This window comes from SAR324 cluster bacterium, assembly GCA_015232315.1.
Classification (GTDB): Bacteria; SAR324; SAR324; order SAR324; family NAC60-12; genus JADFZZ01.
Map to the genome: position 1 here is coordinate 57,801 of JADFZZ010000025.1, position 20,206 is coordinate 78,006.

Consider the following 20,206-nt stretch of genomic DNA (forward strand, 5'->3'; position numbering starts at 1 on the left):
CAAAACCTGATCATTCGTAAGTTTCTGCTCCACCGGTATGGCAATCGGAACAATCCGTATATTCACTCATTTTTTCATTTTCATCATCGCCTTCTCGGATAGGATGGCGAAATTCCAGGCCTTTTTCAAAGTCAACGGTTCCGGACTGAATGTTTTCGCCTTGTGCCAGGATCAAGTGACATTTATCACACGTTGTAAAAATGGTTTCCCCTTTGTCCGACTGCAATTGATCCGTGTGACAACGAAAACATCCTTGCCAATCCCGGTGTCCAATATTATCCGGATAGGCCGACCACTTGGTTTTCATCTCCGGGAAAATAGTTTTCTGATACACTTCCTGAACACCATTGATAGCGACTTCCACCTTTCCATTGTGTTCTTCAAAAATGTCCGGATAGTTTTCTTTATAAAAATCTCTGAGTGCATTCGCAATACCGACCACCGCCTCTTCTGTGGTTTCATAGTTGGTGTCAATGGCTTTCACCGCCTCTTTTTTAATATAGGGAAGGTCCAATGGAATAACGCCTGATTCCATTGCCTGATTGATCGAATCCATGGGGCTTGGAAATTTATGGGCTGGGCGATTATGACAGTCCATGCAATCCATCACACGCACCGGCAAGGTTTTCCGTTCTTCTTCCGTGAGTGGTTTTTCTGTTTGATTGAAGGTGCTCACACTTCCGTCCGAACGTTTGATACGGACCCAGGCGATGTTCTGCCGTTTTTCATCGCGAGCGATATATTCAACTTTGGAGGCCAGCAACATATGGTAATGGATGCCTCGACCTTTCATCATCATCGTTTCTTCGCCACCAATCTTGATCAACATCCGAAGCTTATAGGGGGTATTGTCTTCGTCTGACAGGAAGTGGGTTTTGACTGTTTCCCGATAGCCAATAAATTTTTTGGGCCAGTGACAGGTTTCGCAGGTTTCGCGTGCAGGACGCAAATCATGGATGGGCGTGGGAATAGGACGTGAATAGCTATTGGCCATCACCGCAAAAACCTGTCTTAGTCCTGATAACTTGGATTTGACATACCAATCAGCCCCACCGCCAATGTGACATTCCACACACTTCACCCGCGCATGAGAAGACTCATGATAGGTTGTCCACTCCGGTTTCATGACACTGTGGCAGGTCTGGCCACAGAATTCTACCGATTCTGTGACATGATAACCTTTATAACTGGCAATCCCCAGAAGCAATGTGATTGAAACAGTTATGACTGAGCCGATGAACAAAGTCATCAACGGGTGGGTGAGTAAAAAATGCTCTGAAAACGATGAGACTTCTCCCCGCTTCTGTTTCTGCTTACCACGAATATGTCCAACGACGAACAGCGATATACCCACAATGGTAAAGCCAAACAGCACCGCATAACCGATCCCGACATAGGACGAGGAGTCTTTGGAAAAGACCCCCGCAAAAAACAGAAACATCAAACCAATGACACCAATCAGGGCCAAAATGAAACCCGACATATTCAAAAAGTTCAAGGGCATTTTCAAATGTCGCTTCTCTGGTGCGCCAGTCCCTGGATTATTTTCCGTCTCGTTCATATTGATTTCCCTATAAGAGGTTCAACTTGAAGTAGGGTGCTCATTTATTGAAATATACGTCGATTATTGATGTGAGTCTCAGTTCACTTCTGCCGGGATTTCATCTGCTTACGGACTTCATCCCGTTTGGCACTGAGCGAATCGAGGACCGTGCGTGTTTTCGTGGCGATATTTTTGAGATCAAAGGTATGCCAGGTAGTTGAAAGATCTTCCAGTTGACCATCTATGCCGGTCAGGAAAGACTTGGTATCTGTGGGCTCTCCCCGAAGAGAAATATAGCGATAGAAGCGATGGATGGAAAGAAATTGATTGAGTAAATTCTCAGCTTTGTCAGGAATTTCAGGATTGTTTTTGGTTTTTTCATTGTGGCACTGAACACAGGTTTTTTTCACAGTGTTGACGTTCAACGCAGCCACATTGAGAGACCCATGACAGGTCACACAGTTGGGGCCCTGGTGTCCGTCTTTCTTTTTGGTGAGGTTCTCAAAATGAGGACTTTTGCGGTAGCCATTATAAATATCATCATGACAGGTCCCACAAGTATCAGGAACATTGGCAAATCTCACATTGGAATCAATGTCTTTCCCATGAGCCAGTTTTTTATCTGCTTCTTCCTGATTGCCCCCATGACAATCAGTACAGGTCACTTCTTCCTGATTATGTGTCGACGAAGTCCATTGCTGGAAATAATTGTATAATTTTTTATTGGTCACCAGAAAATCCGAATCGCTGTGACAATCGACACAGGAGTTTTCAACTTTTTTTGCAAAAGCCAGTCCGCCAGTTCCCACAAGAAATGCAACGTTCACAAGGAAACATAACAAAAACAAATATCGTTTTTCTGAAATATTTCTATCTAAGCGCTGACAGTTCATGAGCTATCTCAGTGAAATGATTCCGAGCTATGGCAGTCACTACGAAAAACGGACCGCAGTCCCGGGAAATTCATGTGATGAATCAGATGCGCTTTCAGGTAAGAAAACGCATCCTTGAGATCAATTTGTATTATATGCTCCGGAATTATTCTTTGTCATCCTCATCAGCATCGTCAGCTTTATCACTTCCGCCGTCATCATATGGTCCTCGTGGATGAGCAATATCCTTCTTGGCTTGTTCAAAATCGAAACCTTTTTTCGGATCCCAGCTAGGATTTTTGAAGGTTTTGCCACCAACAGTGATTTCCGCGGCATGACATTGTGTACAATTCTCTTTAGTTCCCAAACTCAAACCAAATTTTTCTTTCAGGTTTTCCCGTTCTGTTTTGAGAGCCGAGGCAGTTTTATCATACTCAGGTGTTCCTTCTTTGAGTTTTGCCAGTTCCATTTTTAAACGGTGCAATTCTTTTTTAACCTTTTTACTTTTGTAGTTGCTTCCAGGACCATGGCAAGACTCACATTGCACACCGTCTTCCATACTGAATTTTTTATCAAACATTTTTTTGTCTTCACCATAACCTGTCACATGACAAGTCAAGCATTCAGCACTTTCAGAAGGAACTCCGGTGAAACCGATTTTCTTCGCGGCTTCCAGGGCTTTGTCGGATTTCAGCGTTTCAAAAGATTTGGCCAGTTTTGTTTTTTGCCAGATTTTAAACTGCTCGCCTTCTTTTTCACTTTTATGGCACTTTTTACATTGATTGACACCTACATACTTAGCAGGCTTTGCCTGACTCTGTCCACTCAACGGAAAAGCCCACACCAGTCCTAACATTGAAAGAACAATCACTCCTTTTTTCCACATACCCATCTCCTTTGGTTTGTTGTTGATCAAAATTACTTTACAGGCAGAACAGCCCTCCCCTTATCAGTGCGCTTTATTGCGCACTACTCATTTTTTTTCATGACATAAAAACTGCTTGATGATCCAGAAAAAAGTTCGGCACACCTATGTTTCTTTTCAATTTTTAAGGTGTTGCGGAGTACGATGGCATAACATACAACCCTCCTCGGGTGTCGAATTGGACTCCAGGTGACATCCCAGACAATGATTTTGACTCCAGTTCGCAATATGAGAGCGAGGAGCTGTTTCATTGTGACAGGCCACACAAGTATCCTGTTTGTGACAGGTCATGCATTTTTCACGGTCGGCACTTGCCATGATGCCATGTCCACGAGCCTGCCAGAACTGAGTGTGGTCTTTGGGCTTTTCGGTCTTATGACAATCCACACATGTTTTCTGGACATGACACGTCATGCAGTCTTTGCCATGAGAGCCTTCATTGAGATGAGACACGGTTCCATGGTATTTAGGCCACTGAGCCTTGTGCTGGTCAGGTTTGAAGTTTTGATCAAAAGTATCTTTGGTGTGGCAGGATTGACAGGCATTCCGCACCTGAAATCCCTCAATTTGCTCCAGGTGACAATCAATACATTGTCTGGGCGTTGGCATATACTTACCGACAGGAATTTCTAGCCCTTCATCGTGCGCAATATCGCCATGACAGGCTTCGCATTTCAAATCCTTATCAAGATGCGTCTTGTGAGAAAATTCCAGATTTTTATAGGGACGAGGCCCCATTTTGACTACCCGTTTTTTAGCTTCAATATCAGCAAGATCGGCCAAAGTTCCAGTGTGGCAGGTGAGACATTCTTCCTTATCCACTTCTGTAGTTTCAGTTTCCTCAACGTCAGCGTCATCATTTTCATCATTTTCGTTGTCGCTGTTCACAAGACCTGTATTTTCATGGCAATCCGCACAGGTTTCCTTGGTGGGAAGAAGTTTTCCTTTTTCCGCACCTTCTTCGTGGCAATCCTCGCACGCTTTTTCTTCTTCAACAACATGCTTGAAATGATTTAATTTCAGATCGCGTCTATGCTCTTCAGCCTGAAGCGAGTGACCTCCCAAGAACAGCATCAGCAAGCTCACAAGGCATATAAAATTGCGTTGGATTGGGGAATATTTAGAAATCACGACGTACCTCCACCTTCATAGTTTGATAATCTTCCAGGCTTTGCTCCATTTCAACGCCACCGGTGACCTTGTAATGCTCGCCAACGGGAATCGTTGCTTTCACATATTGTGTTTGCACCTCAGTGCGTTCTCCCAATTCCAGATAATCTTCATATTTATACAGACTGAAGTAAGTACCGACATTCACTTTCAAGGCACGCTTTTTTCCGTTGCGGTATTCCAGATCAAAACCTCCGGAGTTGCCTTCATACGTTTTGCTTTGCCATTGCTCCCCGGTCAGGGACAGCGATAAATTTTCCATGAGAAACTCATACACTTCAAACACAGTAAACGCCCTGGAATATTCGCGGTTGAAGACACTTTCATCTTCTGTGTCCAGCAACGCCCGAGCAAAATACCCCAGACTCAGCGAATAGTTGTCCGCAAATTCTTTACGAACCTTGAGGTCATAACTGTGATATGGATTGGAATCGCCCAGCACATCATAAAACAACGATGTTTCATTGGACAATTCCTGCTGTAAGAGGAGTTGTCGGAAATAGCGGAAATACAATTCAAACCCTGCGAGATCGCTATTGAGAGAACTGAGTGTCATATCTCTTGTCTCGCCATTGAGCCAACGTACTTTTGCGATGCCTTTTGAACCGGGAGCAAACAATTGTTGCAGTTTCAGTGAGACCATTTGATCATTTTGATCAGTAACCTCTTTTCGTTGAGTCCGTTCATCCTTGGCGGAAAGCACATCCAGGCTTAACTTGGTACTTTCCAACGGAGAATAATCAACACCGAAAATTGCAGTCACATCTGAACCCGGTGTTGTTTCATGATAGTGAACACTCTTGCCTCCACTGACAGTAAAGAACCATTCAGAAGAGAGTTTCAGATCCGCGGCAATCCCATCAAAATAAATCCAGCCATCACGGGTGCTCGCTTGCCGCCCTAGCCGAAGTTGATTCAACTTCATGACGTGATTCATATCAAAATGAGCCTCATACACATAGCTTGAAGACGCCTCCTGAGTATCGCCGAGATCCCTGAAAGGGTCATACGCTGTCTCTGCAGGATCAACTGGATCCAGATCAGTCCGGTTTTCTCCAAAAAAATGAAATTCGTAAGCGTTGTCCGACATAATGAGATCAGCTCCCACTTTGGTGCGCAGATCCTGATCGGTATAGTCAACGTCATTATAGGTCGTGGATCGGGAGATATAAGCGACGGAAATAAATCCCATGCGGTCTGTTGTTTTCTTCTCAGGGACCGTCTCTTTGGATTCCTGCTCAGAAGAGGACTCTTCAGCAAAAACAGCAGCAGGGATCAAAAAAAGCGCGGTGTAACAAATGAAGAAGATAAGGAGGAGAGTGGTCCTGATAGAATGTTGTTGAAGTGTAAACATTCGCAACTCACTAATTAAACACATTAAAAAATACTGGAACTGACATGATCATCAGCACCTGGGTTCCTGGTCACGCCAAGCATGATTTTAATGACACCTGATACTAAACCATCTGATTTATTAACCCTTGCCGTCTACTCTTGTGTTGAAACAATTTCCAGATAATTATGCAATTATTTGTTTTATAAAAATGCACCACAATGAAATGGTTTATGATAAAATCAATGACATTAACGTATTAGGTTGGAGAAAATTTCTCCATCGACAATTTGATGGAAAAACGACTGCGACAAAACGCATCATTATACCTGGCGATACGCAACACAAACATACCATGTCTCATTAAAATAAATGATGGCACAAGAAAAGTGGCTCTCCGAGCTTTTCCGTGGTTGAAGTTTGAACTGAAGGGATTACGATGGTTCCCCTTTTGTCAAGGATGAGGTCACGATGGGATTTGAACTGGATTGAGAGTTATCGGATGTCGAGGTGTTGCGTGTCGAGCGTGATGAGAAGCCGGTGGAGTCCATGTTAACGCAGTCCTTTTTTGGTGAACATCCACTGGAGCATATTCAATTAAGGGTATTTACCATCGATGCTTCCAGCAGTTCCTTTATCGGCCACCGTCTGAAACTGGCGAAACTTGGATGAAAAAATAAAAATGAACAAAAGTCTTGTTCTGAATAATTTCTGTTATTACTATCTCTCATCCATGCAGTCAATGACAGTGCATATTGCTTTAATCAGTGGTTGTCATTTGTAATGTTACATAAACTTTAAGGAGACTAAATGAGTGTACTTGTAGGAAAAAAAGCACCCGATTTTACAGCTCAAGCTGTGGTTAACGGAAATCAATTCAACGCGACATTTTCATTATCCCAATTTCTGGGAAAGAAATATGTTATATTGTTCTTCTACCCCAAAGATTTTACTTTTGTATGCCCAACCGAACTGCATGCGTTTCAGGAAGCATTGCCTAAATTTGCCAAATTGAATACGGAAGTAATCGGTGTTTCCACGGATACCGAATTTTCGCATCATGCCTGGTTGCAAATGCCCAAAAATAAAGGTGGCATTCAGGGCGTAACCTATCCTTTAGTGGCAGATACCAATAAAACCATTTCCGCTAATTATGATGTGTTGGCAGGTGAGTATGATTATGATGAAGACGGTAATCTGCTGGCCAAAGGTGAACTGGTTGCTTACCGTGGGTTATTTCTGATTGATAAAAAAGGAGTTGTGCAACATCAACTGGTCAATAACATGCCACTGGGACGGAATATTGATGAAGCGTTACGTCTCGTGGAGGCCCTTCAGCATGTTGAGGAATATGGTGAGGTTTGCCCGGCTGGTTGGAACAAAGGAAAAGATGCGATGAAAGCAACTCATGATGGTGTTGCCGGATATTTAGCTTCCCATTAATTGAGAAAGAATTGTTAACCAGTTTGATGGCTGTTTTCCTATGGGGGAACAGCCATTTTTTATTTGATGAGTCGTATGAATCTTGAATTGTATTATTACAGGGAATGTCCGTTTTGCCAGATTGTTTTGAGTGCAATCCAACAATTGGGGATTGAGCAGTTGATCCAGTTCAAAAATACCCGGGAAAATCCTGATTACAGAAATGATTTGCAAAAACTAACAGGAAGAACCCAGGTCCCATGTTTGGTGATTGATGGTAATCCCATGCTGGAGTCACGTGATATTGCGTCCTTCCTGGAGAAAAAATTTATGAAATGAGGACTCAGGTTTTGTCCGTACCTCTGGCCATGATCAGCTTTCCTGATCGGACCATTTCAAGAATCCCTAACGGACCAAATAATTTTTCAATGGCGTCTATTTTGGATGAACTGCCGGTGACCTCCACAACCAGGGAGTTTTCAGTGATATCTATGGTTTTTGCTCTAAAAACCTCAAGAATCTGAAAAACTTCAGCTCTCCGATCTGATTCTGCTTTGACTTTAAACAGTGCCAGTTCTCGTTCAACCGCATTGTCTGACTGATGGTGAACTGCATGGACAACATCCACCAGTTTGTTCAGTTGCCGAAGAATTTGGTCAAACGTATCAGGTTCGCCACTCACAACCACGGTCATTCTTGAAAATGCAGGTTCATGAGAGGGGGATACTACCAGAGAATCAACGTTGTATCCTCTTCGTGCGAATGTTTGTGCCAATCTCATCAAAACACCTGGTTTATTATTGACCAGGATACTTATCGTATAAGTCGTTTCCATATTAATTTAATCCGCAAAAGGTAAACAGAATTCAGGGTTCAGATCAGGTACTTCCTGTAGGTTTTTCCAGCTTGGATCCTTTTTTGGGTGCTTCAATCATCATCGCTGAAACTGGAGCACCTGCCGGGATCATTGGAAATACATTATCGCCCTTGACAACTTCCGCATCAATCACACATGGTCCATCATTGTATTCCAATGCTTTTTTTAGAACCTTGGTCACATCCCCTGTACGTCGAATACGAAATCCCTTGATTCCATAAGCATCAGCCAGTTTGACAAAATCCGGATTTCCTTCAAGATCGACTCCGCTCAGTCGATTGTCAAAAAACATATTTTGCCATTGTCGGACCATCCCCAGATAACGGTTGTTGATGATCAGAATTTTGATGGGAAGTTTATGCAGTGCCGCGGTTGCAAGTTCAGCCTGAGTCATCTGAAATCCCCCGTCGCCCACAATGGCAACAACCTGTTTGTTGGGATGCGCCAACTGGGCGCCAATCGCGGCTGGAAATCCAAATCCCATTGTTCCGGCGCCACCACTGGAGATCCACTGATTTTCAAAACTGCATCGGTAAAATTGTGCCGCCCACATTTGATGTTGACCGACATCCGTTGTTACAATGGCCTGTCCTTCCGTGAGACGGTACATTTCGTCAATCACATATTGAGCTCGCAACCCACCTCGTTTCGGATATTTAAGCGGATACAGTTTTTTCCATTTTTTGATAGTTGCCAACCATTCTTTGGTGTCCAGAAGGTGTACATGCTGTAGCAGTTCTTCAAGAACCAGTTTGGCATCTCCACAGATGGATACATCAGGTCGAATAATTTTTCCGAATTCTGCGGGATCGATATCAATATGGATTTTTTTTGCGTTGGGACAAAATTCACTGACTTTTCCTGTGATTCGGTCATCCCATCTTGATCCAATAGACATGATCAGGTCACAATCGACCACGGCTTTGTTTGCGTAAGCTGTTCCATGCATGCCCAGCATACCCAGAGCCAACGAATGTGTTTCCGGAAATGCTCCTTTGCCCAACAGTGTGTTGGCAACTGGGGCATTCAGTTTTTCAGCAAGTTTTCTGACTTGTTCTCCTGCCTTTGAAATAATGGTTCCATGCCCGACGAGTAAAAGTGGACGTTTTGATTCACCCAGCAAATCCGCTACCTTGATGATAGCCTGCTGGTCTCCTGTTGTCGGAATATGATATCCCGGCAGATTGACTGTTTCTGGAAAAGTGGAATGGCATTCCGCGGAAACAACATCTTTGGGGAGATCAATCAATACTGGACCGGGACGGCCTGTTGACGCAATGTGAAATGCTTCTTTCATGATTCTTGGAATATCATCGGTTTTTTTGACCAGGTAGTTATGTTTTACCACAGGCATGGTCGTACCGAAAATATCACCTTCCTGAAAGGCGTCTTTTCCCAGGCTGGATGTGATGGTTTGGCCTGTCAAAACAACCAATGGAACTGAATCCATTTGTGCGGTTAACAATCCACTGATTGTGTTGGTGGCTCCAGGACCGGATGTGACCAGGACGACACCTGTTTTGCCTGTTGCTCTCGCATAACCATCAGCCATGTGTGAGGCTCCCTGTTCATGGCGCACCAGAATCAAGTCAATGGTAGGTTCATCAAGAATCGCGTCAAACAGAGGAATACACGCTCCTCCGGGATACCCGAAAATAAATTGAACGCCTTCGCGCTTCAATGCTTCAATCACCATCTGTGAACCATTCATACTACCTCTTTGTTAGGGGTTAAATTCATGTTTGAATGAAAAATTACATTTAAATATGTAAGTTGCAAATATATTATTCAACTAGTTTAAAAATTTTTGACTTAGTGCATGGTGTGTTATTTGAATGGTTGGTTTTGTGTTTTACAACTAGCCATTAAAAATATTAAAATTTAAAACAAATCCGTATTTTGTAAAAAATTGTTGATTATATGTTTTTGTGACTCAAGATTTTATGGAATAGTGGTTTTATACTCATAAAAGGCTATTCATGAATCTGTTAGTGATCTCAATATCCACAATTATTGCCAATAGCGATACATGCTCAGAGTCTAAAAGCTCAGTATTCTACAAAAATGGACATCAATTGCGGATATTCTGTGGAATATATGGTGGGCAAACGGATATTTTATTGAGAAGTCTATTTTCCTGTTAACACATGACTTCCATTCCAGGAATCTGGTGGAGGCGTTTCCTGATATTCTCGACATCGTTGGATAAACATTTGACTCAAGCGGTCCTTGGGGATTATGGAAAGATTGTTTTGATAGGCCTGAATGGCGGTTTCCCAATCACGGTTCTGATAGGCTGTGAACCCCCGGTTGGTTTCTCTTGCCAGTGACATTTGATCAGCGGAAAGTTCAGCTTCAAATCCTAGTGGATGGTATATTTTGATGGATTGTTGTTTGCCTTTGGCTTGAACATAATCCACGATGCGGAAACAAATCTCATCGCTCACACGATTTCTGGTGGAATCACTCACCAGGATGTCACAGCCATAGTGTTTGGTCATGCCTTCAATTCGTGAGGCAAGATTGACGTTGTCCCCGATCACTGTGTAGTCGAGTTTCTTTTCAGAACCAATGTTGCCCAGAATCATGGATCCTGTATTCAATCCGATTCCGATTTCAAAACCGGGGAATCCTTTCTCATGGAAATGATCGTTGACTCGAATCAAGGCATCTTTCATGCGCAATGCGGCGATCACAGCTTTTTCGGGATGATTTTCTGTTTTGAGGGGGGCTCCCCAGAAAGCCATGATGGCGTCCCCAATGAATTTGTCCAGGGTGCCATCATATTCAAACACCACATTCACCATTTCTTTCAAATAATAATTCAGCATTTCTACGACCTGTTCCGTGGGCGTTGTTTCAGAAAAACTGGTAAAGCCCCTGATATCAGAAAAAAGTACGGTGAGGTTTTCCTTGATACCCACTTGAGGTGTCAGGGTTTCTTTGTTTGAATTCATCACTTCTGCCAAAATGGCGGGAGAGACATACTGTGAAAACATTTTGCGGGTTTTACGTTTTTCGCGGCCTTCAGTGGTGGCCTTCCACGACAGGGCACCTGATATGGTCAAAGCCCAAGGCAGGATCACTGGAATGACTGGAATCCAGACAAGCGTTTTGGCAAAGCTGAACAGGGCAATAGCGATCCATCCTGTAAACAGCGGTAGAATGATAACCAATTGTGCCCAGATGTTTTTGGACCACTGAATTCCCCAGGCCAGCCAGAGACCACCAATGAACGCGGCAATCCAGCCCACCATTCCTGGAAGTGTTCGAATGAATTCATGGTTGAGTCCATTGCTCAAAATGGATGCGTGCAGAAAAACTCCAGGCAGATTTTCTCCCAGGGATGTGTGTTTCAAGTCTTCCACACCAGCGGCACTGGCGCCAATGATAATAATTTTGTCTCTAAATTCTTCAGGGTCAATCAACAGATTCTCTGTTTGGCCATTTCGGATTTGCTGGATCGTGGCAAACAGCCCGCTGATGGAATAATCCATGAATTTGCGTCGCATGTTGATAAGATAACTTCCATCTTTTTCAAGAGGAAATTTGATAGATCCAAAGTGAAGCAGACCTGATGAAATTTGAAGAGGGGGCATGTTCTGGAGTTGTAGAAGTGTCGCCAGCGATAACACCGGAAAATAGTCTGTACCATGTTTCCGTACCAATTGTGTCCGGCGATAAACACCATCAGAGTCTGGTCGGAATTCCACAATTCCTACGCCAAGAGCTCCCTGATACAGTTCAGTCAGCGGCAGATAGAACGTGTTGGTGTCAGGCAGTGAAATATCCCGGGTGGAAATATCATGAAGGGAAAAGGCGTTCACAAAATCTTCGGGGATCGTCTGCGGGATTATTTTCTGACTGTTATGATCTTCTTGCACAAATTGAGATGCGTGAATTACAATTCCGCTTCCTGCCGTGCTATAGGCCAGTGCCATATCATCAGGTCCCAATTCACCATTTGGCAATCGCGGAGTCTGTGGTTCTGTAAACATGATATCAAACAGAACCATTTTTGCTTCAGCATTTGTCAGAAACTCAATCAATTCCGCAAACAGAGACCGGGGCCAGGGCCACCTTCCTGCCAGGGGTGCCATTGTTTTGAGCGAGGCTTCATCAATTAAAATAATTACGATATCTTGGGAAATGCTATCCTGCGCATGAACCGCACGGAGACGATAATCAAACAGTTTGTTTTCCAGGAATGTAAGAAACTCTCCCTGTTCTATCAAGAAACACAAAATAAGACTGATTATAGAGATAAACAGGCTGATAAGGATTCTGGATTGTTTGAAGGAAGCGCCCATAAGTCAAATTTTTCTGAAGTTATTTTCGTGTTCTCCAGACTAAAACCAGGATGCTGGCAGTCAACATCACCAGGGAAATCAATATCAGGTTGATTGTGATCCATTGCCGGTGGATCAGTGCTTGAGGGCAGAAATCATAATTATCCAGGGTGCATTCCATCGGACGGTAAAACCCCAGTGCTCTCAGTCCAATTCCGACTTTTATTGCTTCCTCTTCCCTGGCCATTATAACATTGTACCAGGGGGTTGCCCAATGAGGTGATTTCATTTCAAGTGGATATAATTTATCGGTCTGCATTTGCTGGCGGAGTGCGTCATCCACTTGCCCGCACCATTCCCATGAAGTGCCGCTCGGCACCTTGCTCACCATGCATTCCCCTTCATAGAGCAGACCTTCAAGGGCCCATCGTGTGGGGGTGATGTTGGATGCCGCATAGGACATAGTGCCCATTTCCTTAACCGCAATCACACTTCCGCCAAACAGAATCATCAACACCAGAAAGACAGGCAAGGCGTTGACTGAGGCCTGTTGAGAGGTAAACACTGCCGACAGAAGAATGCCCAGATTGATGCCTGTGAGACTGGTGAGATAAATGATCAGAAAAACATCCGCAAACGCAAAACCAAATGAGGACAAGGGAATCATCAGATAGAGACAGCCTAAAAAAATCAGAATCTGTGGAAAAATTACCAGCGAATGGACCACAAAGAGTGAAACGACATAAGGCACAATGCCTATGCCATAACGCCGTTCCCGAAGAAAAATGGAATATTCTGAATTGATGGCTCTCACACTCATGGTCGCGCCCATCCATACCGGAATGATGCTCATCAAGGTCAATAGTCCGCTTTCAGGCGCTGTGTAGGCAATTCTTAAAACCAGGGCCAGTAAAACAGCCTGGGATGTTCTGGAAAAAAGGGATTGCAAATCTCGAAATTGGCGTTTGGCCTGCCGCTGGATAAAAATTCCGGACTGCGTGAACCATCCGGGTTTCCTGTCCAACGCATCGCCTGTCGCACGAGACAGATTATCCTGTTTTTTGGCCAGTTCCTCCTTGAATTTTCTGGAGGATTGAATGGTGTCAATCACCTGAGTCTGGTTAAAATTGAGTCGTGAAAGCACATATTTTCGGTAATACGGGTTTTCATTTCGATGATATTTTTGAACCCAGTGCGTTGATGGATATTGTGACAGCACATTGAAAATTTCTTCAGGGGTTTCCACCTGAAAATAAGATTTGGCGTCAATCGACGGGCCGTAATAGGCTATTTCCCCCTGATCGGTAAGAATCAGGGCCATATCGAGAATATTCATGGTTGCCTCATACAGACTGTGAGACACCACCAGTACAAATAATCCCTTGGCCGCGAGATTTCTCAACAGTTTGTGGGTTTGAAGCTCAGTGCTGGGGTCCAGCCCTGACGTTGGCTCATCCAGCATCAGCAGGAGTGTGTTGGGGGATAGCAGTTCCAGTGCGAGATTAACCCGTTTTCGCTGACCACCGCTGATGCCCTGTTTCTGGTCGTCTCCAATGAGAACATGAATGGCTTTTTCCAGTCCAAGTTCCTGAATGGTCTGGTCTATCAGTGATTTGACATCCTTCCGTTTGCGGGCCAGTCCTCGTAAAAGTATGGAATAATGCAATGTTTCATGAATGGTCAGATCCCGGTATAAAACTTCATCCTGTGGCACATAGCCGACTTCCTGAATATGATTCTGGTAATAATCACGATAAGAAATGCCATCGAACCAGATGTCACCATGGTTTTCATATTGGTTGAGCAAGGCTCTCAACAGAGACGATTTCCCTGCGCCTGTCGGACCAAATATTCCTGTGAATTCACCACTGCGGAAAGAAACCTGGATGTGCTTCAATACATGTCTGGATTGACGGGAAAAATGAAACAATCGGGCATGGCTCTTCACGAGCACTTCATAGTTGTTGAGAGACAGATAGTGGTGCTGGTGTTGTTCATAAAACAGAATTCTGGCCTGTGGAAAAAAATAAAATTTGGTCTGTTCCAGGCGGAATTGAAGAAAAGACTGATTTCCTTCAAACTGCTGATAACGGCGGCCTCCCACATAAAACGAGGTTTTTTCATCAGCTTGTATCCGGAATCCCTGATCCATAAACTCAATTTTAAGCTCACAATCAGGACGTGGGGCCTGCGATAACCGCAACTGGTGTTCGGGTTTGGGGCCGATGGTCAGAATGTCTGAAAGTCCCAATCCCTGTTCCGGAGAAACCAGCATGATTTTTCCTCGTCCCTGAACCAGTCTGGCAAAAATATCAATTTTGTAACGGCTGAGTTTGGATTGCGTGCTGATCATTTCCCGCAAAATTTCAATCAGGATACTTCGCTGGTCAGGATCTGCGACCAGTAGAAATTCATCGACCAGATCATTGTCTTTGAATTCTTCATCAGACAGACTGCTTTCAATCAGATCCTGAAGCAATGTTTCATGGAGTAGAAAATAAGGCTGAATGAGGGAGGTGTACCATTTTAAATGTTCCCTGAGAAAGGCTGAGGACACAAACAATCTTCCGAGTTTGATGACCAGAAACACAATCCAGAGTTCATTGTCTGTCATGTCCCAGGAAGCCTGAGGGGAGGCCTGGATTTTTTGTTTCAGGGTTCTCAGAATATATTCTCTGGCGTGCAGATCTTTTTGAGAAACAAACACGAGTTGCGTATTGCGAAACTCATCCAGCATGGCTGAAAGGGCGGGGATCGTTTCAATGATGGTGCGGATAATCAGTTTTTGATGAATGGAAATCTTGTGTTCAGCACTCATCAAAATGCCCAGATTATGCCACAGTGTTTTTTTGAGTGAAAGGTCGCTTTCTCTCTGAAACAAGAGGTATTCCTTGACTTTCTGGAAGGCTAATGAGGGTGCCGGTGGCATTTGAAGCAGTAACAAGACCGCATCAGAAACTTCCGGAGGAAACTCTGAGACACGTAGCCATTCGGTCAGCGTTTCAGTTTCTTTGCTTTTGAGTCCATCCAGCGCCATGCAATGAATCAGAAACCGGAAATCATCCACATCCACAGGTTGATACTCACGGCGCAACAGATAAGTGATGAACTGGTCCAGTTGTTCGGCCTGTGCATTCGGTTCAGAAAAATGGATCAATATTTCATTGGGGGGTGCTTCATCAGCATTGATTTCAGTGGTTATCTTTAGTGATAAATTCTCATTCAATTGCAGACAGGTGATGGGCAAGGTCATGTTTTCAGGACGTTGGATCCGTGCCTGCGTGATGGAAATTTCGAGCAGATTTGTCTTTTTTTTATAGCCCTCACCTAGAATGAGAACAACTGGCACCGGATGAGGAAGCTTGAACGTCAAGGTTGATGAGGGTTGTTCAGCCTGGGGACTATGGTTCATGTGGGAAATCCTGGAGGCGGATTGCGTTATTACGGGAAAATTCAGCAAATCACATCGAACTGGATATCATTGGGACATCAAAATAAACGCATAATTTCCCATTCCCTGCGATGCCAGAATTTTCAAAATGAATACTGAGGTGGAGGGTGGTTGAAATTTGACCATGGGACGGTTTCCACTTTTTTCATTTTTAGCCACCAGATTTCCGGTGGCATCATAAATTTTGATATCCAGAGCTTTGATCGAGGGTTCTCCACAGGCGGCCAGAACATAAGAAGTTTGCTGAAGAAAGGGCACCCGATAATTAACAAAGGAGCCTTCCGCCTGGAGAAAATCACGATCCATTTTGACGAGACGGACATTCATTTCTTTTTTCAGCAGAGAGCTTATATCGGTTGCGCATCTGGTGACTTCCAGAACGGCTTTATTGTCTTTTGCTTCAGCATTTGTTGTAATTGCCAGCACAAGTATGAAACCTGCTATCCAGTGACGCATCATGACACTCCTTAATATTTCATCAGGAATTTATCGGTTTCGGTGATCACCACATCAATTTCCTTAGGGCCGATATTGGCACCTGAGGTTGCTTTTCGATACTCATCCATGGAGGAATAAAGTGGGTCAATCACAGATTCTGGTTTCCCCTCCTGTTTGGCTTTTTTGAGGGTGGTGAGGATAAAATCCACAACGGCTGGCCGGTCCAGCAGAATTTTTGAAAATTCATATTTGTTCTGTTTTTTAATGGCTCGTGCCAGCAGGTTTTGTCCCTGAACCCAGGCGCTTCCCTGAAGAATGTTATACACCAGATTGTCATCCTTGTTGTCATGACCGCCAGAGGTGAGATCCGCATAGGCAATATCAAGCTGGGTGATCAGATCTGAACGGGAGATGGCCTTGTTTTCAAACTGGGTTCGCAGTCCCTCAAATTCATCAATATATTTAGGATCCAGTTCCAGCGAATTCATCCCATCCTTGATTTTGAGCAGGAACCGTCCCAACGTCCGATCATCCATGTGCTCAAGTCCCAGCAATACGATGGCCATGGTTCGTCCGAGATACACCGCACCCTGTTCTTTTTTCTCCCGGGTATAGCGATAGATGAACACATCAATTCCAACAGCAATCTGTGTTTCTACATCCAGTGCTTTTCCCCAGACTACCATTTCTACGGGCGAGGGTATCATCAACGTTGTCTTAACCTCTTCATTCGGATCAATCTTTTCCTGGGCATAAACGGAGGTCAAACCGCAACAGATCACAAGGATTACGATCCAATTCTTCATAATAACTCCTTCAAAAAACAACATTTTATATATTTCATGAATACCGTGCAGACGTTGTTCCTGCATGGGAGATAGCGTCTGATTCCGGGGGCCTTTGATCGGAGCCGGTGCGATGGACCAGCAGGTTCAATAGTCATTTTCGGAATTGAACACAAAATAAAGACACAGGAATTGTCTTCGTTGTCTTTATCTATGCGTTTAAGTCTTGTCAAGAATCAATTCCAGGCATTTTGCAAATGGATGAAAATGCCTGCAATCGGGGGGAACAATCAGTTGGCCTCAATCCAACGGATGATATCATCAAGGGTGGTTGTTTCATTGACCTCATCCACATTGAATTTGGGATATTCAGACTGCACTGCTTCCAGAAATTCAACAACCGCGACCGAGTCTCCACCGATGTCAAACACGGGGACCCCTGCCAGAGGTTTGACCTCAACAATTTTTTCAAAGAGTTGATAAATTGTATCCGTCAGGGAACCAGTCTCCTGTTGAACAGGTTTGATGGCGTCATCCACAAGTCGGACAATCAATCCGGGAAATGTTTCCTTGAGGAATTTTTTGCGGTTTGCCTGATTTTTAATTTTTCCACTGGATGTTTTTTCAATCGCTCCCGGTTCCAGATAGATCCGTTCGGCAGGATGGATTTGCAGACGGTCGCCCACCAGTTCAACCACTTTTTTATCAATGGCTGGCAGGACGTAGTTATTAAACATTTCCATGTCTTTCAGCAATTCGGCCTTGATTTCCATGGCGATTGCCAGATGTTCTGAATGTTCTTCATCTTCACCCGACGCAAAGGCAACCACACAACCGGGACGGACTTCCTTGACCTGTGGAACAATGTATTCAATATCCTGTGGATAATAATTACGACCACGAATGATGATGATGTCCTTGATTCTTCCCGCAAAATACAGGTTGTCTTTCCACAACAATCCCATATCTCCGGTAGCGAGAAACAATCCCTGTTTGCCTTTGAGTTCCTGTTGAAAAATTTCTTTGGTAGCTTCAGGGTTCAGGTAATATCCCTGGCACACACTCGGACCACTGATCATGATTTCACCCACTTCGCCTTCTGGTAGAGGCTTGTTGTCCAGATCCCGAATGGCAATTTCATGATTGATCATGTGGGTGCCCAGACTGACCAGATACTTTTTTTCATGGGATGGCGTTGATTCTTCCACCAGTTTCAGGCGCCCCTCGGTTTCAAGCAGTATTTTGTCAACGCATAGTGCTTCCAGTCCTTGTGATTCTGAAAACATGATGACCGTTTCGGCCATTCCAAATCCCGGTCTGACCACGGTAGGCTTCAAGCCACAATCCGCAAAATATTCATTAAACCGTTTTACCGATTGATAATGAACGGGTTCCGCCCCATTGACCATTGAGACCAGACAGGACAGATCCAGTTTCTTTTTATCTTCCGAGGTGATTTTACTCAGACAAAGATCATAGCCAAATGGAGGCGCGTAACTGTATCCGCAACGGTATTTGGACATGGAGGCCAACCAGCGCAATGGCTTGCGAATAAACTCAAGAGGCGTCATCAGCACCACAAAACCACCGATGTACATGGCGCCAAGCATTCCGGCCGCCAGACCAAAATCATGAAACAACGGGAGCCAGAGACCTGTTCCACGGCCTTCTTCCCATTGTCCGAAAACACGGGCCTGTTCCATGTTTGCCAGGATATTACTGTGCCCGATCATGATTCCTTTGGGGGTTCCTGTGCTTCCGGAAGAAAATTGAAGATAGGCCGTGTCATCAGCCTTGATTTCAGGTTGAGTGAATGAAAGTTGGGATGATTTAAGAATTTCTTCATCTGAAACAATCAGGACCGAGGAGAACATTTGTTGCAATGCGGGCGGCAATTGTGTGCGGAGAAATTCTGCCATAGGTGCTGTTGTGATCAGCACTTTGGGTTTGCAGACTTTCAGGGTCGGAATGAAGGTTTCCAGATAAATTTCCATGTGACGACGACCTGCTGGTTCTGAAAGCGGTACAGGCAGAATCCCACTGTAAAGACAGCCATAAAATATTTGTGTGAAATTTGTGCCATTGGGAAGCACGGTGATGACCCGATCCCCTTTTTTCAATCCCTGCATCTGTAGCCATGCACCAGTATTCTTGGCCATGCGATCAAGTTGCGCATAGGTTAAAAAAACCTCCTTGTCATCGCCATCTTCCAGAAAAATAACATAATTTCTGTCTGGATGATCAATGGCTCTTTGCTGTGCAATGGCAACGATTGTCTTAAAATTTTTTGGTTCCATGATAACTCCTGCGTTAATGATTGAGGGAATTTGCCGATATGTCCAATTAAGATTTTGGAACGTTGAAAAAATAACATAGGAATGGCAAAAGAATAAGTTGTAAAAGTTTGCTCGTGCCCTACGTCCCGTGGGGCACGTTATCCACCAGGCTCTGTTCTGCTTCGCACCCACCGGCGGTGGGGCATGGAACGGTTACGAACGGGGTGTTCGTAACCAGAAAGTTTTCCATGTTATTTTTTGAGCGTTCCATTCTTGAATCAAGAATGTGTTTTGCCATGGAAAAGCGAAGAGGAGGCGAAAGGAGGAATCAATGAAGATACCACGCTGATTTCGTCCAACTCGACAGTTTTGGAAGCGTCGAGCAATTCAATTTCCAGGGGCGCTCCCGCTTGATCCAGATGAAGAATCACTCCTTCACTCAAATCCACTGAATCCATGGGGATTCCCTGTTTTAATTCGATAAGCAATACATCAGCTTCTTTTGAGTATTTGATTTTCATAAACACCTCCTCCTTGAAAATAGCGTTTTGTATAAGGGAAGTAAACCGTTTAAATCAACACGATTCACAACCTGGGAGACATGGTTTGATTGAGGAATGACTTACAACGTCTGAGCTAAGCTTCGGCAACCCAGGGACACTGAATGTTGCCGAAGCCGAGTACTAAAAAACTGATGCAAAATTTCGAGCTGTGCAGGTGATTTGAATATGTTGTAGAACAGGAATACACTGGATTTTGCGTTATTTTCCCCCAAAAAGAACCTTTTGATGCGAGAATCCTATGTCCAATTATGAAATCAAGATC

General features: G+C 44.1%; 15 protein-coding genes. 2 read left to right on the forward strand and 13 right to left on the reverse strand.

Annotated elements, in window-relative coordinates:
- Positions 1-10: 10 nt before the first annotated feature.
- The 5 genes from HQM11_15375 to HQM11_15395 all read right to left on the reverse strand — a co-directional run bounded on the left by HQM11_15375 (position 11) and on the right by HQM11_15395 (position 5,702).
- Entirely contained in the window at positions 11-1,561 is a 1,551-nt protein-coding gene (locus HQM11_15375) for a NapC/NirT family cytochrome c (protein ID MBF0352413.1), read from the reverse strand.
- Between the two features lie 83 nt (positions 1,562-1,644).
- Positions 1,645-2,370: an ammonia-forming cytochrome c nitrite reductase subunit c552 gene (locus HQM11_15380; GenBank protein ID MBF0352414.1), complete on the reverse strand. Its 726-nt coding sequence runs from the start codon at positions 2,368-2,370 to the stop codon at positions 1,645-1,647.
- Positions 2,371-2,581: 211 nt separating this feature from the next.
- Complete coding sequence (locus tag HQM11_15385) at positions 2,582-3,301, reverse strand: cytochrome c family protein (GenBank protein MBF0352415.1); 720 nt, start codon at positions 3,299-3,301, stop codon at positions 2,582-2,584.
- A 156-nt stretch (positions 3,302-3,457) separates the two neighbouring features.
- Positions 3,458-4,414 carry a hypothetical protein gene (locus tag HQM11_15390; GenBank protein MBF0352416.1) on the reverse strand — a complete coding sequence of 319 codons (957 nt, stop codon included), beginning with the start codon at positions 4,412-4,414 and terminating at the stop codon, positions 3,458-3,460.
- Between the two features lie 46 nt (positions 4,415-4,460).
- Positions 4,461-5,702, reverse strand: a complete 1,242-nt coding sequence (locus HQM11_15395; GenBank protein ID MBF0352417.1) for a hypothetical protein — start codon at positions 5,700-5,702, stop codon at positions 4,461-4,463.
- Positions 5,703-6,653: 951 nt separating this feature from the next.
- On the opposite strand from HQM11_15395, the gene HQM11_15400 reads away from it, so the two are divergent.
- Positions 6,654-7,286 (forward strand): peroxiredoxin, encoded by a 633-nt coding sequence (locus HQM11_15400; GenBank protein MBF0352418.1) that lies wholly within the window; start codon positions 6,654-6,656, stop codon positions 7,284-7,286.
- A 75-nt stretch (positions 7,287-7,361) separates the two neighbouring features.
- Positions 7,362-7,604, forward strand: coding sequence for a glutathione S-transferase N-terminal domain-containing protein (locus HQM11_15405; GenBank protein MBF0352419.1), 243 nt, complete (start codon positions 7,362-7,364; stop codon positions 7,602-7,604).
- Between the two features lie 4 nt (positions 7,605-7,608).
- On the opposite strand, the gene ilvN is transcribed toward HQM11_15405, so the two are convergent.
- From ilvN to HQM11_15445, 8 genes are all read right to left on the reverse strand, one after another.
- The gene (ilvN, locus tag HQM11_15410; protein ID MBF0352420.1) at positions 7,609-8,100 is read right to left on the reverse strand and encodes an acetolactate synthase small subunit; all 492 of its coding nucleotides are present in this window, start codon (positions 8,098-8,100) and stop codon (positions 7,609-7,611) included.
- A gap of 43 nt (positions 8,101-8,143) precedes the next feature.
- Positions 8,144-9,853 (reverse strand): biosynthetic-type acetolactate synthase large subunit, encoded by a 1,710-nt coding sequence (ilvB, locus tag HQM11_15415; protein MBF0352421.1) that lies wholly within the window; start codon positions 9,851-9,853, stop codon positions 8,144-8,146.
- 418 nt (positions 9,854-10,271) lie between these two features.
- Positions 10,272-12,452 carry an adenylate/guanylate cyclase domain-containing protein gene (locus HQM11_15420; GenBank protein ID MBF0352422.1) on the reverse strand — a complete coding sequence of 727 codons (2,181 nt, stop codon included), beginning with the start codon at positions 12,450-12,452 and terminating at the stop codon, positions 10,272-10,274.
- 19 nt (positions 12,453-12,471) lie between these two features.
- Positions 12,472-15,843, reverse strand: coding sequence for an ATP-binding cassette domain-containing protein (locus tag HQM11_15425; GenBank protein MBF0352423.1), 3,372 nt, complete (start codon positions 15,841-15,843; stop codon positions 12,472-12,474).
- 66 nt (positions 15,844-15,909) lie between these two features.
- Positions 15,910-16,341: a hypothetical protein gene (locus tag HQM11_15430; GenBank protein MBF0352424.1), complete on the reverse strand. Its 432-nt coding sequence runs from the start codon at positions 16,339-16,341 to the stop codon at positions 15,910-15,912.
- Positions 16,342-16,349: 8 nt separating this feature from the next.
- On the reverse strand, positions 16,350-17,126 hold the full coding sequence (locus tag HQM11_15435; GenBank protein MBF0352425.1) for a hypothetical protein: 777 nt from the start codon (positions 17,124-17,126) through the stop codon (positions 16,350-16,352).
- Positions 17,127-17,395: 269 nt separating this feature from the next.
- On the reverse strand, positions 17,396-19,402 hold the full coding sequence (locus tag HQM11_15440; GenBank protein MBF0352426.1) for an AMP-binding protein: 2,007 nt from the start codon (positions 19,400-19,402) through the stop codon (positions 17,396-17,398).
- Positions 19,403-19,659: 257 nt separating this feature from the next.
- Positions 19,660-19,902 (reverse strand): DUF2283 domain-containing protein, encoded by a 243-nt coding sequence (locus tag HQM11_15445; protein MBF0352427.1) that lies wholly within the window; start codon positions 19,900-19,902, stop codon positions 19,660-19,662.
- Between the last annotated feature and the right edge of the window lie 304 nt (positions 19,903-20,206).

Excerpts from the sequence above, each read along its gene's own strand:
- HQM11_15440 (MBF0352426.1), bottom strand. The coding sequence starts at position 19,402 with ATGGAACCAAAAAATTTTAAGACAATCGTTGCCATTGCACAGCAAAGA.
- HQM11_15445 (MBF0352427.1), bottom strand. The coding sequence starts at position 19,902 with ATGAAAATCAAATACTCAAAAGAAGCTGATGTATTGCTTATCGAATTA.
- ilvB (MBF0352421.1), bottom strand. The coding sequence starts at position 9,853 with ATGAATGGTTCACAGATGGTGATTGAAGCATTGAAGCGCGAAGGCGTT.
- ilvN (MBF0352420.1), bottom strand. The coding sequence starts at position 8,100 with ATGGAAACGACTTATACGATAAGTATCCTGGTCAATAATAAACCAGGT.
- HQM11_15390 (MBF0352416.1), bottom strand. The coding sequence starts at position 4,414 with ATGCTGTTCTTGGGAGGTCACTCGCTTCAGGCTGAAGAGCATAGACGC.
- HQM11_15405 (MBF0352419.1), top strand. The coding sequence starts at position 7,362 with ATGAATCTTGAATTGTATTATTACAGGGAATGTCCGTTTTGCCAGATT.
- HQM11_15430 (MBF0352424.1), bottom strand. The coding sequence starts at position 16,341 with ATGATGCGTCACTGGATAGCAGGTTTCATACTTGTGCTGGCAATTACA.
- HQM11_15425 (MBF0352423.1), bottom strand. The coding sequence starts at position 15,843 with ATGAACCATAGTCCCCAGGCTGAACAACCCTCATCAACCTTGACGTTC.
- HQM11_15385 (MBF0352415.1), bottom strand. The coding sequence starts at position 3,301 with ATGTGGAAAAAAGGAGTGATTGTTCTTTCAATGTTAGGACTGGTGTGG.
- HQM11_15375 (MBF0352413.1), bottom strand. The coding sequence starts at position 1,561 with ATGAACGAGACGGAAAATAATCCAGGGACTGGCGCACCAGAGAAGCGA.
- HQM11_15400 (MBF0352418.1), top strand. The coding sequence starts at position 6,654 with ATGAGTGTACTTGTAGGAAAAAAAGCACCCGATTTTACAGCTCAAGCT.
- HQM11_15395 (MBF0352417.1), bottom strand. The coding sequence starts at position 5,702 with ATGGGATTTATTTCCGTCGCTTATATCTCCCGATCCACGACCTATAAT.
- HQM11_15420 (MBF0352422.1), bottom strand. The coding sequence starts at position 12,452 with ATGGGCGCTTCCTTCAAACAATCCAGAATCCTTATCAGCCTGTTTATC.
- HQM11_15435 (MBF0352425.1), bottom strand. The coding sequence starts at position 17,126 with ATGAAGAATTGGATCGTAATCCTTGTGATCTGTTGCGGTTTGACCTCC.